The sequence below is a fragment of the Actinophytocola sp. genome (assembly GCF_035762905.1).
Classification (GTDB): Bacteria; Actinomycetota; Actinomycetes; order Mycobacteriales; family Pseudonocardiaceae; genus DASYTH01.
Genome location: NZ_DASUCC010000045.1, coordinates 26,835 through 43,349, shown reverse-complemented (window position 1 = coordinate 43,349; position 16,515 = coordinate 26,835). Strand labels below are relative to the sequence as shown.

Genomic DNA, 16,515 nt, shown 5'->3' with positions numbered 1-16,515 from the left:
TCGTTCCTACCCTTCGTGGTCGGCGCCGCGATCGGCGAGCGCCAACTGCTCCAGCTCGCGAAGGATCAGGTCTTCGACGAGGTCGGCCAGTGACGAGACGGTCCGCGCGGTCAGTACGTCGCGCGGGGACAGCGGAATCCCGAACGAGGAGGTGAGCTTCGAGGTGATGTGCATGCTGACGATCGAGTCGCCGCCGAGCTCGAAGAAGTTGTCCTCGGCGCCCACCCGTTGCACGCCGAGCACGTCGGCCCAGATCCGGGCGACGGCCTGCTCGGTCTCGGTGCGCGGCTCGACGAAGCCGGCGCCCGCGGTGCTGCCCCAGTCCGGGGCCGGCAGCGCCTTGCGGTCGAGCTTTCCGCTGGAGTTCAGCGGAAGCCGGTCCATCGGGATGATCATCGACGGCACCATGTACTCGGGCAGCTCGGCCGCGATGCCGGCGCGCAGGGCGGCGATGTCGACCCCGGCCGGTGCGGCGTAGGCGACCAGATGCCCGTCCCGCTCCACCACGGCCGCCTCCCGGACGCCGGGCTGCCGGCCCAGCACCGCCTCGATCTCGCCCAGCTCCACCCGGAACCCGCGGATCTTGACCTGGTAGTCGGTGCGGCCCAGGTACTCCACCGTGCCGTCATCGGTCCACCGGACCCGGTCTCCGGTGCGGTACATCCGGGCGCCGGGCCGGCCGAACGGGTCGGCGACGAACCGGTCGGCGGTGAGCCCTGGGCGGCGGTGGTAACCGCGAGCCAGTTGCACGCCGGCCAGGTACAGCTCGCCGGGCACCCCGGGCGGGACCGGTTGCAGGTCGGCGTCGAGCACGTACAGCGCGGTGTTCCAGACCGGACGGCCGATCGGGACGCTCGCCGCTCCCGGCGGGCACCACCAGGCGCTGACCTCGACCGAGGCCTCGGTCGGCCCGTAGAGGTTGTGCAGCCCCACGTCCAGCGTGGCGTGCAGCTGCTCGGCCAGGTCCGGCGGCAGCGCCTCGCCACTGCACAGCACCCGGCGCAGCCCGGTGCACCGGCCGGCGTCCGGGTGGGCCAGGAACGCGCGCAGCATCGACGGTACGAAGTGGACCGACGTGATCGCCTCACGCTGGATCAGGTCGGCAAGGTAACCGGGATCGCGGTGCCCGCCGGGCGCGGCCAGCACCAGCGTGGCGCCGGAGATCAGGGTGCCGAAGAACTCCGGGACCGACACGTCGAAGCTCATCGGGGTCTTCTGCAGCAGCCGGTCCCCCGCGCCCAGCCCGTGCTCGCTGCACCCCCACAGCAACCGGTTGACCACGCCGATGTGCGGCACCACGACGCCCTTGGGCCGGCCGGTCGAGCCGGAGGTGTACATCAGGTAGGCCGGGTTGTGCGGGGACAGCGCCACGTCCGGCTCACTGTCCGGGAAGCCGGCCAGGTCCCGCACCGCCGCCGGATCGTCCAGCACCAGCACCGGATCGCTGTCGGCGAGCATGAACTTCACCCGCTCGGCCGGCAGGTCGGGGTCGATCGGCAGGTAGGCGCCGCCGGCCTTGAGCACGGCGATCAGCGCGATCACCAGCTCGGCCGTGCGCGGCAGGGCCACCCCGACGAACCGCTCCGGCCCGACCCCGGCGGCGATCAGCTTGTGCGCCAACCGGTTGGCCCGGGCGTGCAGCTCCGCGTAGGTCAGCGAGGTGCCGTCCGCGCGCAGCGCCACCGCGTCCGGCGTGCGCCGGGCCTGGGCCCAGAGCAACGCCGGGATGGTCGTGACGGCGACCGGTCCGGTGGTGTTGTTCCAGTCGCGCACCACCCGGTTCCGCTCGGCCGGCGTGATCATCGGCAGCCGGCACAGCGGCCGGTCGGGGTCGGCGACCAGCTCGGCCAGCAGCACCCGCAGGTGCTCGCCGAGCCGCCGCGCGGTGGTCGCGTCGAACAGCCCCGGGTCGTAGCCGAGCGCCACGGTCAGCCGCTCGTGCGGGTAAACCGTGGCGCTCAGCGGGAAGTTCGTGGTCTCCACCGCGGACAGGTCGCGCAGCTCGAGGCCGTCCACCGGGTAGTTCTCGAACACCAGGATGCTGTCGAACAGGTTGGCGCCGGCCGGAACCCCGCTCAACGCGCGCAGCCGGGGCAACCCGACGTGCTCGAACCGGCGGGACTCGGCCTGCGCTGCCTGCAGCGCGCGCAGCCAGTCGGCGACCGGCTCGGTGCCGGTCACCCGGACCCGGACCGGCACGGTGTTGATGAAGATGCCGGGTATCCCCTCCACACCGGGCAGCTCGGCCGGCCGGCCGGACACCGTGGCGCCGAAGCACACCTCGCTCGCCCCGCTGTACCGGGACAGCAGCAGCGCCCACGCGCCCTGGACCAGCGCGCTCGGGGTGAGCCGGTTGCGCCGGGCGAACTCGTAGAACCGCTCGGAGTCCACAGTGGACAGCTCGATGCCGTGCCGCTCGGACGACACCGCGTGGTGCGCGTCGGCCGGCGGGCGGTCGAACGGCAGCGGGGTCGGCCCGGACAGGTCGCCGAGCACCGCCCGCCAGTGGTCGTCGGCGAGCCGCTCGTCCTGCTCGCGCAGCCAGTGCACGTAGTCGGCGAACGGGCGCCGGGCCGGCGGTGTCCCGCCGGCGTGGTCGGTGAGCACGTCGGAGAGCACGTGGAAGACGCTCCACCCGTCCAGCAGGACATGGTGGAAGCTCCACACCACCCGCACCTCGGTGGCCGAGAGCCGGACGATGGCCAGCCGCATCAGCGGGGCCGTGCCGAGGTCGAGGCCCACCGCCCGGTCCCGCTCGAGCAGCGCGTCGAGCCGCTCGGCCAGTTCCCCGGCGCCGAGCCCGGTCCAGTCCAGGTGCAGCACCGGCAGCCGGGCATGCCGGTGGACCACCTGCAGCGGCTCGGGAACCCCTTGCCAGACAACGGAACTGCGCAGCACCGGGGTCCGGTCCAGGACCCGTTGCCAGGACGCGGCCAGCGCGGCCGGGTCGGCGACGCCGTCCAGCAGGAAGCTGACCTGCTGGAAGTACACGCCCTGATCGCCCTGGGACAGACCGTGGAAGACCATGCCGGCCTGCATCGGCGTGAGCGGGTAGACGTCCTCGACGTCGGGACCGGTGCTGCCGCCTGCCGCCTGCGCGCAGTGCTCGACGATCTCGCGCAGCGCCACCGCGAGGTCCCCGGCCAGGGTGGTGACCGTGGCCTCGGTGTGCACGTTCGCCGAGTAGTACCAGGTGAGTTCGAGCCGGCCCTCCTCCACCTTGCCGACCACGTCGAGCAGGTGGGCTCGCGGCGCGCCGGGATCGGCGTCCAGGTCGAGGTCGCGGCCGGAGCCGTCGAACTGCCCGAGGTAGTTGAAGCTGACCCGGGGTTGGTGGCAGAGGCCCGGCGCGCCTGCGAGGTAACGCAGCGCGCCGTAGCCGATGCCACGCCGCGGCACGGCACGGAGTTGTTCCTTGACCGACCGCAGGCGTTCACCCCAGTCGCCACCGGAGGTGTCCGGCGCGACGGGGTAGATGGTGGTGAACCAACCGATCGTGCGGGACAGATCCACGCCGTCGAACAACTCCTCGCGGCCATGGCCCTCGAGGTCGATCAGCACGCGGTCCGCACCCGCCCATTTGTGGAGAACCCGACCAAGCGCGGCCAGGAGCACGTCGTTGATCTGCGTCCGGTACACGCCGGGCACGTCGCGCAGCAGCGCCCGGGTGTCCGCCTCGTCCAGCCGCACCCGCACCGCACGCATCGAGGCCACGGTGTTCGCCCCGTCGCGGTCGGTCGGGATGTCGGCTCCGGTCACGGCCGTCCAGTGGTCCAGCTCGTCGGCGAACCCGCCCGACTCCGCGTGCCCGACCAGCCGGTTCGCCCAGTCCTGGAACGAGGTCGTCTTCTGTCCGAGCTGGACGGTCTGCCCGGCGCGGATCTGCCGGTAGGCGGTGTGCAGATCCTCGGCCAGGATCCGCCAGGACACGCCGTCCACCACGAGGTGGTGTGCGACAAGGGACACGGTGCGCGGGTCGACCCGGTGCGCGGTCAGCTGGGTGTGCTCGCCGACCGGCGCGACCTCCTGCCGCCACTGCCCGGAGTCCTCGGAGTAGCGCATCCGCAGCGCGTCGTGGTGCTCGGCCAGCGCGGTCAACGCCGCCCGCAGCGCGTCCGGGTCGATGTCCTCGGCGAACTCGGTGACCAGCGACTGGTGGAACCGCTCGGGGGTGTCCGGGTTGCTGGCGAAGAACCAGCGCTGGATCGGAGTGAGCGGCACCGGCCCGGTGACCGGTCCCTGCTCGGCGGTCACCGCGCTCGCGCTGCCGGCGTGCCGGGCCAGCTCGGCGATGGTCTGGTGGGTGAAGATGTCCCGCGAGGTCAGGGTGATGCCGGCGGTGCGCGCCCGGTTGACCACCTGGATGGCCAGGATCGAGTCGCCGCCAAGTTCGAAGAAGTTGTCCCGCACGCCGACCCGGCCGGCGCCGAGCACGTCGGCGAACACCTCGGCCAGCGCCACCTCGGCCGGGGTGCGCGGCGGCACGTGCCGGGGCCGCCCGGCCGGTGCCGGGCCGGCCGGCGCGGTTTCCCGTTCGGCACCGAGGAAACCGGCCAGGGGCTGGTCCGGGTCGGCGACGACCGCGGCGAGCAGGTGCTCGATCTCCCCGGCGATCAGCTCGATCGTGCCGGCGTCGAACAGGTCGGTGTTGTACTCGAGGGTGAGGTCGAAGGTGTCGTCCTTGGGCCAGAACTCCACCACCAGGTCGAACCGGGCGGCCGGCCGGGGCAGGTCGTGCTCGCCGACCCGCAGCGAACCGATCCGGTCCCGGCGCAGGATCGGCTGGTGCACCGCGACCACCGCCTGCACCAACGGGGTGCGGCTGGGGTCGCGGGCCGGCCGCAGGTCGTCCACCAGCCGGTCGAACGGCACCTCGTTGGCGAACGCCTCGAGCACGGTCTCCCTGACCTCGCCGAGGAAGTCGGCGAACGGCCGGGCACCGTCCACATGGGAGCGTAGGACCAGCGTGTTGACGAAGAACCCGGCCAGGTTCTCCAGCTCGGCGAGGTCCCGGCCGGAGCTGACCGTGCCGAGCGCGATGTCGCGCCGGCCGCTGCGCCCGGCCAGCACCACGGTGACCGCGGCGGCCAGGGTCATGAACAGGGTGGCGCCGTGCGCCTGACCCACCATGCCGAGCCGGCGGATCTGTTCGGCCGGCATCCGGTGGCGCAGCACGGCTCCGGCGGTGCTGCGCACCGGCGGGCGGGGGCGGTCGGTGGGCAGGTCGAGCACCTCGATACCGGCCAGCCGGCGCCGCCAGTACTCCAGCCGGTCCGCCGGAACCTCCTGGTTTCGTTGCCACACCGCGAAGTCGGCGTACTGGATGGGCAGCTCGGGCAGCGTGGCGCCGGTGTAGCACGCGGCCAGCTCGTCGAACAGCAGCGCGACCGAGGCACCGTCGGTGATGATGTGGTGCTGGCAGAGCAGCAGCACGTGGTCGTCGTCGGCCACCCGGGCCAGCAGCAGCCGGGCCAGCGGGCCCTCGGCCAGGTCGAACGGCCGGGTCAGCTCCCGGTGCAGCTCCGCGTCCAGCGTCTCGGGGGTCACCTCGACCACGCGCAGCGGCAGCCCGCCGTCCGGGGCCACCACCTGCACGCCCTGGCCGTCCGCGGTGCCGATCGTGGTGCGCAGCGCCTCGTGCCGGCCGCCGAGGGCGGCCGCGGCTTCGCGCAGCGCGGCCACGTCAAGCGGACCGGACAGGCGCAGCGCCACGCCGGTGTTGTGCGCGATCCCGTCGTCCAGCAGCCACAGCCGGTGCTGGGCGGCGGACAGCGGCAGCGGGCCGGTGCGGGGCGCCCGGGCGATCACCGTTTCGGATCCGACCGCCCGGTCCGGCAGGTGCCCGGCAAGCCCGGCCACGGTCGGCGCGTCGAACAGCGCCCGGATGGACAGCTCGGTGGCGAACGCGGCCCGGATCCGGGCCAGTGCGCGGACCGCCATGATCGAGTCGCCGCCCATGGCGAAGAAGTCGTCGTGCACGCCGACCACCGGCACGCCGAGCACCTCGGCCCAGATCCCGGCCAGCACCCGCTCCCGCTCGTCGCGCGGCGGGGTGTGCCGGTCCGGCTCGGCGACCTCGGCCGCCGGCGCCGGCAGCGCGTCCCGGTCCAGCTTTCCGTTGGGGCTCAACGGGAACCGGTCGAGTACGACGAACGCAGATGGCACCATGAAGTCGGGCAGCGTGCCGGCCACGTGCTCGCGCAGCTCGGCGCCGTCCGGCGCGGTGCCCTCGGCGACCAGGTAGGCCACCAGCCGCTTGTGCCCGGAGGTCTCGGTTCTGGCGATGACGACGGCCTCCCGGACCCCGGCGTGCCGGCACAGCACGGCCTCGATCTCGCCGGGCTCGATCCGGAACCCGCGGATCTTGACCTGGTGGTCGGCGCGGCCGACGAACTCCAGGTCGCCGTCGGGCCGGCGGCGCACCACGTCCCCGGTCCGGTACATCCGGCTGCCCGGCGGGCCGAACGGGTTGGCCGGAAACCGTTCCGCGGTCAGGCCGGGACGGTCCAGGTAACCCCGGGCCAGACCGATCCCACCGACGTAGAGCTCGCCCGCGGTGCCGTCGGGCACCGCCGCCAACTCCTCGTCCAGCACGTGCGCGGTGATGTTCGGCAGCGGGCCGCCGATCGGCGGGGTGCCGCCGGGCAGCAACGGCCGGCTCCAGGTGGACACCACGGTGTTCTCGGTCGGCCCGTAGGCGTTGATCATGCGGCGGCCGGGTGCCCAGCGCCGCACCAGCTCGGCCGAACTGGCCTCGCCGCCGACGATCAGGCAGCCGAAGTCCGGCAGCTCCACCGGCGGCACGGTGCCGAGCGCGACTGGCGGGATCAGGGCGTGCGTGATCCGGCGGGTGGCCAGCACCGTGGCCAGCGCCTCCCCGACCAGCGGGCCTGGCGGCGGGACGACCAGCCCGGCGCCGGCCGGCAGGGACATGCACAGCTCGAGCACCGAGGCGTCGAAACTGGGCGAGGAGAACTGCAGGATCCGGTCCCCGGGCGTCACGGCGAACCGCTCGATCTCGGCGGCCGAGAAGTTGGCCAATCCACGATGTGGGACGACGACCCCCTTCGGGCGGCCGGTCGAGCCCGAGGTGTAGATCACGTAGGCCGCGTTGTCCGGCGCGATCGCCACATCCGGCGCGGTGGACGGGTATTCCCGCAGGTCCGGGCAGTCGTCCGCGGTGATCAGCAGCAGCGGGGCGGCATCGGAGATCATGAAGGCGATCCGGTCGGCCGGGTAGGCCGGGTCGATCGGCAGGTAGGCCGCGCCGGCCTTCATGGCGGCCAGCTGGGCCACCACGATGCGCACCGACCTGGGCAGAACCAGCGCGACGATCCGCTCGGGCGCGGCGCCCCGCTCGATCAGCCAGTGCGCCAGCCGGTTCGCCTCGGCGTCCAGTTCGCGGAACGTCAGGGTGCGCTCGTCGGACAGCACCGCCGGTTCGTCCGGAAAGCGCCGGGCCGCCTGGGCGAACAGCTCCGGAAACGTCATCACCGGCACGTCGGGGCCGGCCTCGGGCAGCCGAAGGCCGTCGTGAATCATGAGCTGAATACCTTTCGGAACATCCGTCAGCGGGCTCGCCGAGACGGGCATCAGGCCACTTCGCGGGCTCGATCGCTACGCCGGGCAAGTCGCCCGCCGACCTGAATCCAACCGATTTCACCACGACGAGAATCACGAATAAAGCGACCCGTCTGGTCAATTGCTCCGGTGTCCAAATCCCGTACCGCGAAAATTAGGTTCTCGTACAGGACCAGTTCACCGTACGACTCGCCGTCAACGGTGAGGTGCAGTTTCTCGCCTGCCCGGTGGACCGAATAGTCCATCTCACCATTGCGGTAGCCGCCGGCACAGCCGGCGTACTCCGCGAGTGGCACCGTAGGGCTTTCCACGCGCCGCGCGCCGTCGTAGTCGCCGATTCGCAGACCCATGCCGCGCAGCACGGTGACCAGCTCGTGCCACATCGGGATGCCGGTGCTGCCGTTGGTGGTCAGCGCCACGACGGTGCCGCTGACCGGCTCGAACCGCAGGTGGCACGAGGTTCCCTCGGCGGTGCCGTCGTGCCCGTACCAGACCTGGTCCCCGTCGCGGAACATGGCCAGACCCAGGCCCCAGCCGTCGGCCACCCCGAACGGCTCGGCGCCCAGAATCGGGGTGCGCATCTCGGCGAGCACGGCCGGGTCGATCAGGTCGGTGTCGGCGCAGCCGGCCAGCAGCCGGCCGAGCGTTACCAGGTCGGCGGCACTGGCCGCGATCGCGCCGGCCGGCGCCTCCACCAGGGCCAACGACTGCCGGACCGGGCGCACCCGGCCGAGCACGGGGTTGACCGAGTGGCCGGCGGCCGAGTGCCGCCGCGGGGTGGGGCCGACGACGAACGCCGGGTTGAGGCCGAGCGGCTTGAGCAGCACCACCTCCATGGCCTCCCACCAGCTCATGCCGGTGACGGCCTCGACCAGGTAGCCGGCCAGCACGTAGCCGATGTTGGAGTAGGAGAACGCGCGGCCGGGGCGGTCCAGCGGGTCCAGCTCGCGCAGGCAGTCCAGCACGTGCCGGCGCAGCGAGGTGGCCCGGGGCTGCTCGTGGTCCGATGGCAGGCCGGAGGTGTGGCTGAGCAGGTGGCGCAGGGTCAGCCGGCCGGCCCGATCGCCCGCGGCCCGGTACAGGTCCGGCAGGTACTCGGTGACCGGGGCGTCCAGCTCCAGATCTCCCTCCGACACCAGCACCATGGCCAGCGCCGCGGTGAACGTCTTGCTGATCGAGCCGATCGGGATCGTGGACTCCCGGGTGACCAGTCGTCCCTCCCCCCGCTCCTCGATACCGAGTTGCACGGTCCAGGTCTCCCCGGACTCGTGAACGGCCAACTGTGCTCCTGGAACGGCGGCATCGTGCGCCAGCCGCGCCAATTCACCTGAAATACAGGCAGTGTCCATCGGTCCTCACGTCTGTGGAGAGCGACAAGAAGTAGGTCTACCCACCGGTAATGGGTCACTCTCCGTTTAACGACGAGAGCCCCGGTGCGTTACGCCTGAACTTGCCACTTTGAGTGGCAGCGAAACCTTGTTTCACCACAACGATCTTCGAGGCCAAATGTAGACGCGGTTTTGGAGCCTGCGCTTCCGCCGAATGGGCCATCCACAGTAGTGACAAACATACGTAGTCACGATCTGTCAAAAAAGAATTTTGGGATTCATTCAGATACGAGGTTTAGACCTGCGGGCGAGTGGGTACACAAGCGCGCTTTCTCCATCTGGTAACCCCGGTTGTTCCACATCGCGGGAAGCCAATGGTAGCGGGCTTCTCACATCCCGGGAAGACGTCGCGGCCCAACGAACGCCGCGACCGCCACGAGTGCGTAGCCCAGCGCCGGGCCATAGGCGCCCAGACTCAGCTCTCCCGATGTCTGTTTCGCCAAATCGGCCACCGCCGCTACATGGATCCCGGCGAAGGTGAGCAGGATGAGCCCGGCGACCCGCCGGAACATGGACACCGCCAGCTTCAATGCGAAGATCACCACGACCAGGGCGGCCGCGGCGATCACCGCCGTGCTGATCTCCTGCCGGGTGAAGTTCAACGACTCGTCGCCGGCCACCGTCTCGGCGAACGGCCCGAAACCGAACCGCAGCACCAGCGCACCCAGCCCGACCACGGTCAGGCCGGCCCAGATCACCTTCAGCGCCACCGAGTTCAGGACCGTGGCCAGGCCGAGCAGGATGCTCAGCACGGCGAGCGGATAGCCGAGCAGCAGGACGTACCAGGCGGCGAAGCCGTGCGCGCCGGATTCGGTGACGGCCTTGAACAGGTCCGGCAGCGAGGCCGAGCCGGTGCCCTCGACCCGCACCCAGGGCAGGACGGTGAGGCAGAGCAGCTGGATGGCCAGGCCGGCGACGGTGAACAGCAGACCGAGGCCGGGCAGCCGCAGCCCCATCCCGCCCCCGGTCTCCGGTGGGGGCGGCGGCGCGGCCGGGCGCCGCGCGACCGGGCGCTCCTGGGCCGGGGCCGGCCGCCGCGGCACCCCCGGCTGCTGCCCGTAACCCGGTCGCGGTTCCGGCTGCCCGTACCGCGGCTGCTGCCCGTAACCCGGCTGCCCGTACTGCGGCTCGCCGTACTGCGGCTCGCCGTACCGGGGCCGCTGCCCGTAGCCCGGCTGCGATCCGTGCGGCTGCGAGTACCCGCCGTAGGGCTGCTGCTGGTGGGGCCGGCGCGGGTCACGTGGCTGAGACATGCGCGGCACGCTACAAGGCCACGCGCCCGGTTTCTACAGTCCGGCGAACAGGTCGGTCTCGGTGATCCCGGGTCCCTGCCCGGCCCGGATGAACCACTCGATGCCGAACGCCGACCGGAACGACTCGTCGTCCATGGTCAGGAAGAAGGACTGCTCGCTGATCTGGCTGGCGTGGGCCCGCATCGCCGCCCGCTTGACGTCCACGTACTTGGTCACGTCCACCGCGGCCGTGATCTCCGACTCGGGCTTGCCGAAGCTGTCCACGTCGATGTCCGGCGACGCGGCGGCCTCGCCCTCGGCCGCCGCCAGCTCGGCCATGCCGCGCCGGATGTGGTCCCGGTTGACCGTGCTCTGGTACACCCGCGGCGTGCCCGCCAGTTCCGCGGCCCGCATGCCCACCCGGTGCACCATGATGTGGTCCGGATGCCCGTACTGTCCGTTGTCGTCGTAGCAGGTCAGCACGTCGGCCCGCTCCTCGCGCAGGATCGCCGCCAGCTTCTCCGCCGCGTCCTCGACCTCGGCGGTCCAGAACGACCCCGGCGCGTCGTTGGTCGGCGTGCCCATCATCCCGGAATCGACATACCCCAGGAACTCCACCCGGTGCGCGCCGAGGATCGCCGCCGCCGACTCGGTCTCGACCACCCGCCGCTCCCACAGCTGCTCCCCCTCGGCGAGGAACCCGTCCTCGACCTCACCCACCTCACCGCGCGTCGCCACCACCAGCACCACCCGGTGCCCCTCGTCCGACGCCTTCCGCATCACCCCTCCGCACGCGATGCTCTCGTCATCTGGATGCGCATGAAACGAAACCAACGTGGCCATGCCGCCGACGCTACTCGATCACCCCGACACTCCCCGGCCCGGAGAATCACGGCGCCGGTCGGCTAGGTCCACAAGGTGGCGATGGTCGCGGCGGCGCGGCGGCCCTGGGCGTGGCCGGCCTTGGCGGCGGGGGTGCGGGTGGCCGGGTCGAGCGGGTCGGTACCGAAGGCGGCGAGGGACTCCTCGTCGGGGGTGAGAACGGTGACCCGGGAACCCGTTGCGGACAGCTCGGCGACCTGGTCGTCCAACGCCGGGTCCGGGATGGCGGCCAGCACGAGCACGACCTCGGACCCACTGGCCAGGTCGGCGTTGGCCAGCGAGCGCAGACCGCCGTCGATGTAGCGGGTTTCGCCGATGGTGACCGGGGGCCAGACGCCGGGCACGGCACAGCTGGCGGCGACCGCGTCGATCAGCGGCACGCCGGAGTCGCGATCGAACACCCGGGGATCGCCGGTGTGCACATCAACGGCGACGATCGACAGCGGGCGGCCGGGCCAGTCGTGCACCGGGAGGCGGGCGGCGATGACCGCGCGCCGGTCGGGTTCGGCGACGGTCTCGGTGGCCAGGGCCATGGTGCCCACCCGGCGGCGCAGCTCGGCGGGGTCGTCGATCTCCTCGGCCCACCGGGCGGTCATCTCGAACAGCTCGGGCAGGGGAATGCCGTTGGGCGGCAGCTCGGGGGTCCACCGGGCCGGGTCGGCCTGCCGGTCGAACAGCGTCGCCAGCGGGACCGCGGTGGCGACCTGGGACGCCACGACCGAGCCGGCCGACGTGCCGATCAACACCTCCGCGCCGGTCACGTCGTGGCCCTCCGCGGCCATGCCGGCGAGCATTCCGGTCTCCCACGCGATGCCCGCCAGTCCGCCGCCGCCCAACACCAGTGCTCGTCCGGCCATGGCCGGAGTCAAGCCGAGCGCAGCGCGGCGCGCAAGGACCGGTACAGCAGCGCCGCGTCGCCGAGCCGGTGCCGCAGCTCCCGTTCGAGGCCGCCGATCGGGACCAGGTTCTGCGGGGCGCGCGGGTCCTTGTACGGCGTGCTGGCCAGTGGCGGCAGCATCCGCCCGGTCGCATCGGCCAGCGCGATCACCTGGTCCACCGGCAGGTCCGGCGCGCACTCCAGCCGCACGGTCGCCGACCACGGCGCGCGCGAGCCGCCGGACAGCCGCAGGTACCAGGACCGCCGCTCCCACGAGGTGCCCATGCCGAACACCGGGCTGCGCTGCCCCGGCGCCAGCGCCGCGACCACCTCGGCCTGCGGCGCCGGCAGGTAGGTCTTGTGGTGGGTCTTGACGTAGCCGACCGTGCGCGCGAGGTGGGTGCGGCCGCGCAACGGCCCGTCCACCACCAGCAGGTCGTCCCCGCCGCTCCCGGCCCGCCACGCCGTCGCCAGCTCCACCTCCAGCTCGGCCAGCCGGTTCTGCACGGCCAGCGACAGCGCGTCCAGACCCGGCCGGGCCGGGCGGTAGCGGTAGACGGCGTGCGGCGTGTCGACGTCGGCGCCGGCCGCGGCGGTGTAGAGGCCGCGGTCCACCCGGACGCCGGCGATGGTGGCCGCGCCGTCGCAGCACACCAGCCCGACGGCCAGCGACGCGGCGACGGCCGGGATGGGTTGCGGCTCCGCGGTGTGCACCCACACCCGGGCGTCGATCCGGCGCACCCCGTCGAGGAACAGCACGGCCGCCGGCAGGGGGACCGCACCGGACGGGTTCAGCGGGCGCCAGCGCGCGGCGGGCAGCTCCAGGTCCAGCTCCAGCCGCGCGGTGGAGTCCCGGCCGTCCAGCTCGTCGCCGACCGCCACCCCGTAGCCGGGGTCCCACGGGTCGACCGTGTACGAGGTCGGGGTCAGCAGCGCCGTCATTGGGTCACCATCACATCCCGAGCCGGGTCAGCCGCGACGACGCGCCGTCCCGGGTGACCGCGAATCGCACCGGCACCCGCTCGGCCAGCGCCGGCACGTGCGTGACGATGCCGACCATCCGGTCGGTCTCCGCCGCCAGCCGCTCGAGCGTGCTCGCCACGATGTCCAAAGTGGACTCGTCGAGGGTGCCGAAACCCTCGTCCAGGAACATGGAGTTCAGATCGCGCCTGCCGCCGGACAGCCCGGCGACCTGATGGGACAGCGCAAGCGCGAGGGCGAGCGAGGCCTGGAACGTCTCCCCGCCGGACAGCGTGTTCACCGGTCGCTGGGTGCCGGCGTCGTTGTGATCGACCACGACCAGCTCGTTGCGGGTGCCGCGGAGCAGCTCGTACTGCCCGCCGGAGAGCTGCATCAGGGTCTGCGAAGCCTCCAGCACCAGCGACTCCAGCGCCTCGGCGCACAGCCACCGCTCGAACCCGTCGGAACGCAGCAGCTGCCCGAGCAGCTCGGCCACCTGGTGCTCGGCCCGGTGCCGGTCGACCTCGGCGGCCAGCCCGGCGGCCCGTTCGGCCCGCTCGCGCGCCTGCGCCAGATCCCGCGCGGCCCGCTCCCGGTGCCGGGCAAGGGCGACCGGCGCCGCCGCGGCGTCGGTGACGTCCACCCCGTTGCGTTCGAGCAGCCCGATCAGCCCGGTGGCCGCCGCGCTGCCGCGGGCCCGCAGCTCCCGTTCGGCCGACTCCAGCTCGGCCACGCCGCCGGACAGTTCGGCGCGCGCCTCGCCGGCCCAGGCCAGCAGGTCACGCCAGGCGCCGGCCGGGTCGGAACCGTCCAGCGCCGGCACGCCGAGCGCGACGAACGTGTCCCGCCGGTCCCGCAGCGCCGACCAGGCCCGCCGTTCCTCCTCGCGCAGCGCCTCCCGGTCCGTCCTGGCCTGATCCACGGCCTTCCGGGCGCCGGCGGCCGCGGTCCGGGCGCGGTCCATCGCGGCCTCGGCGGTCTGCCGGTGCTCCAGCGCGGTGATCACCTCGGCGGCGGGTGGCGCGTCGCGCAGCTCGCCGGCCAGCTCCGCGGCCTGGCGCTGCGCCGAGCCGACCTCGGTCCGGGCGGCCTCGGCGGTCCGGCTGGCCGCGGTGTGCCGGCGGCGGCCATCGGTCACCGCGGCCTTCGCGGCCTTGACCGCGGCCCTGGCCGCGTCGAGATCGGCCGGAACCTCGTGGTGCGGCACGGAATCCACCGTGCGCAGGCACACCGGGCAGGGCGCGCCGGGCGCCAGATCGGTGGCCAGCGCCACCGCCCGGTGCGCGCGATCCGTTGCCGCCTGGGCGGTTTCGGCCTCGGTGAGCGCCCGCTCGGCCGTGGCCAGTTCCTCCGCCGCGGCCGACTCGGCGCCCTCGGCCGCGTCCCGCTCGGCGCACAGCCGGTCCAACCGGTCGCGCACCGCCGCTTCCCTGCGGTGCGCCTCCCGCCAGCCGTGCAGCACGGCGAGGTCGGCGAGCCCGGCCAGCTCCGCCTGGGCCCGTTCCTCGGCCCGCTCCGCCGCCACCGCCTCGGCGACCCGGCGGTCGATCAGCTCGTCGGCCACGGCCAGCCGGGCGGACAGATCGGCGACGTCGCCGGGCACCCGCAGCGCGGCCAGCTCGGCCAGTGCGGTTCGGGCCGACTCGGCCGCGACATTGGCGTCCTTCCACCGGTCCCGCAGGTCCGCGATCTCCGCGACCACCGAGTCCACTTCGGACACCAGGCCGGCCAGCTCGGTCACCCGCCGCTCGCCCGCGGCGATGTCCGCCTCGGTCACCGTGCCCAGTTCGGCCAGCCGCCGCTCGGCCATGGCCAGCCGGTCCCCGGCGAGCTGTGCCCGCTCCCGCGCCCGCCGGCCGATCTCCTCGTAGATCCCGTAGGCCAGCAGCCGGCTCAGCAGATCCTGCCGTTCGCTCGGCTTGGCGTGCAGGAACTCGGCGAACCGGCCCTGCGGCAGCAGGACGCACTGGGTGAAGTGCTCGTAGCTGATCCCGAGCAGGGCGCTGACCCGGGCCGTGACCTGGTCCGGCCCCTCCACGATCGGCTCCACGCACGCCTCGAGGATCTTGGCCAGGTCGCCGTCCGCCGGCACGGCGGGATCAAGCCGATCGAGCCGGGCCTCCTTGGTGTGCACCTGACCCCGCGCGTCCCGCTTGAGCGCCCGGGCGGCGGCATACCGGGCACCGGCCACCTCGAACACCAGGCACACCCGGCACTCCACGGTGGATGGCGCAAGCGCGTTGCGAATCACGTTTCCCTTGCCCCATCGGGGAACCGTGCCGTACAGGGCGAAGCACAGCGCGTCGATCACGGTGCTCTTGCCGGAGCCGGTCGGCCCGGTCAGCACGAAGAACTCCACATCGGACAGATCGATCTCGGTGCGCTCGCGATAGCTGCCGAAACCGTCGAGCATGAGCCGCAGCGGGCGCATCAGGCACCACCGCCGGCCGCGTCCTCGTAGAGCTCGGCGAACATCCCGGCCACCCGCGCGTCCTCGATGTTCTGCTCGGCGAGGAAAGCGCCGAACAACTCGGCCGGCGAACGGCCGAGCCGGCCGGCCACCGAGCCGGTTGCCGGCCGGGCCCGGTACTCCGGATCGATCTGCACCTCGAGCACGTTCGGCAGCTTCTCCCGGACCGCGTCGGCGAGACCGGCCCTGGCCTTCTCGGTGAGCACCACCCGGAGGAAGGCGTCGCCGGCCTGCTCCCCGCCGGCGACCACCTCGTCCAGCGTGCCCCGCAGTGTCCGAAGTGGACGGCCGCCGCGCACCGGAACCGGGCGCACGGTGGCCCGGCTCTGCGGTGTCGCGTGCACGATCAGCGCCACCGATTCGTTGGCCTCCTCGCCGAAGTCCAGCGCCAGCGGCGATCCGGAGTAGGCGATCGGGCACGGACCGTCGATCTCCTGGTAGCGGTGCAGGTGGCCGAGTGCCACATAGTGTGCGCTGGACGGGAACACCGTGGCCGGCAGCTCGTAGCCGAGCAGCGTCTGCACCTCCCGCTCGCCGCCGCCGCGCCGGCCGCCGAGCAGGGTGGCGTGCGTGGTGACGATGTTGACCGTGTCACCGGCGAAGCCCGCGGACAGCGCGCCGACGATCGCCTTGACCTGCCGGGCGTAGTCCATGGTGTGCTCATGGGTGTCGTGCAGCACCACCTCGGCCGCGCGCACCGCGTACCGCACGGAAAGGAAGGGCAGCACGGCGATCCGGGCCACCTCGCCGGACCGCGCGGTGACCGTGACCGTGCCGCCGGAGTCCGGGCGTTTGGGCGAGCCGACCACGTGCATGCCCAGTTCGCCGAGCACCGGCCGGTACACGTCGTCGACCAGTTTCTGGTTGTCGTGGTTACCGGCCAGCGCCACCACCTGCCGGCCGGATCCGCGCAGCGCGAGCAGGGTTCGCATGACCAGTGCCTGCGCGGCCGGACCGGGCGTGCCGGTCTCGAACAGGTCCCCGGCCACGATCACCACGTCGACGTCCTCGGCGTCGGCGATCCGGACCAGGTCGGCGAGCACGGCCCGGTGCTCGTCCAGCCGGGGCTGGTTCTTCAGCACCTTGCCCACGTGCCAGTCGGCGGTATGCAGGATCTTCATGCGC

At 72.8% G+C, this 16,515-nt stretch carries 7 protein-coding genes and 1 pseudogene; all 8 read right to left on the bottom strand.

The genetic code is table 11. From position 1 onward, the window contains the following. Positions 1-6: 6 nt before the first annotated feature. Positions 7-7,488 (bottom strand): annotated as a pseudogene (locus VFV67_RS09050) (amino acid adenylation domain-containing protein); the annotation flags it as partial. Between the two features lie 104 nt (positions 7,489-7,592). Continuing rightward, positions 7,593-8,930, bottom strand: coding sequence for a serine hydrolase domain-containing protein (locus VFV67_RS09045; protein WP_326468740.1), 1,338 nt, complete (start codon positions 8,928-8,930; stop codon positions 7,593-7,595). Positions 8,931-9,298: 368 nt separating this feature from the next. Then, positions 9,299-10,222, bottom strand: a complete 924-nt coding sequence (locus tag VFV67_RS09040; RefSeq protein WP_326468738.1) for a hypothetical protein — start codon at positions 10,220-10,222, stop codon at positions 9,299-9,301. A gap of 33 nt (positions 10,223-10,255) precedes the next feature. Further along, the gene (locus VFV67_RS09035; protein ID WP_326468736.1) at positions 10,256-11,044 is read right to left on the bottom strand and encodes a PIG-L family deacetylase; all 789 of its coding nucleotides are present in this window, start codon (positions 11,042-11,044) and stop codon (positions 10,256-10,258) included. A gap of 62 nt (positions 11,045-11,106) precedes the next feature. Then, complete coding sequence (locus tag VFV67_RS09030; RefSeq protein ID WP_326468734.1) at positions 11,107-11,940, bottom strand: patatin-like phospholipase family protein; 834 nt, start codon at positions 11,938-11,940, stop codon at positions 11,107-11,109. A gap of 8 nt (positions 11,941-11,948) precedes the next feature. Next, complete coding sequence (locus VFV67_RS09025; RefSeq protein WP_326468732.1) at positions 11,949-12,902, bottom strand: hypothetical protein; 954 nt, start codon at positions 12,900-12,902, stop codon at positions 11,949-11,951. A gap of 10 nt (positions 12,903-12,912) precedes the next feature. Then, positions 12,913-15,351 (bottom strand): SMC family ATPase, encoded by a 2,439-nt coding sequence (locus tag VFV67_RS09020; RefSeq protein WP_326468731.1) that lies wholly within the window; start codon positions 15,349-15,351, stop codon positions 12,913-12,915. Then, on the bottom strand, positions 15,351-16,511 hold the full coding sequence (locus VFV67_RS09015) for an exonuclease SbcCD subunit D (RefSeq protein ID WP_326468729.1): 1,161 nt from the start codon (positions 16,509-16,511) through the stop codon (positions 15,351-15,353). Before VFV67_RS09015 ends, VFV67_RS09020 begins: the two co-directional genes overlap by 1 nt. Positions 16,512-16,515: the final 4 nt, after the last annotated feature.

Excerpts from the sequence above, each read along its gene's own strand:
- VFV67_RS09045 (WP_326468740.1), bottom strand. The coding sequence starts at position 8,930 with ATGGACACTGCCTGTATTTCAGGTGAATTGGCGCGGCTGGCGCACGAT.
- VFV67_RS09040 (WP_326468738.1), bottom strand. The coding sequence starts at position 10,222 with ATGTCTCAGCCACGTGACCCGCGCCGGCCCCACCAGCAGCAGCCCTAC.
- VFV67_RS09035 (WP_326468736.1), bottom strand. The coding sequence starts at position 11,044 with ATGGCCACGTTGGTTTCGTTTCATGCGCATCCAGATGACGAGAGCATC.
- VFV67_RS09030 (WP_326468734.1), bottom strand. The coding sequence starts at position 11,940 with ATGGCCGGACGAGCACTGGTGTTGGGCGGCGGCGGACTGGCGGGCATC.
- VFV67_RS09025 (WP_326468732.1), bottom strand. The coding sequence starts at position 12,902 with ATGACGGCGCTGCTGACCCCGACCTCGTACACGGTCGACCCGTGGGAC.
- VFV67_RS09020 (WP_326468731.1), bottom strand. The coding sequence starts at position 15,351 with ATGCGCCCGCTGCGGCTCATGCTCGACGGTTTCGGCAGCTATCGCGAG.
- VFV67_RS09015 (WP_326468729.1), bottom strand. The coding sequence starts at position 16,511 with ATGAAGATCCTGCATACCGCCGACTGGCACGTGGGCAAGGTGCTGAAG.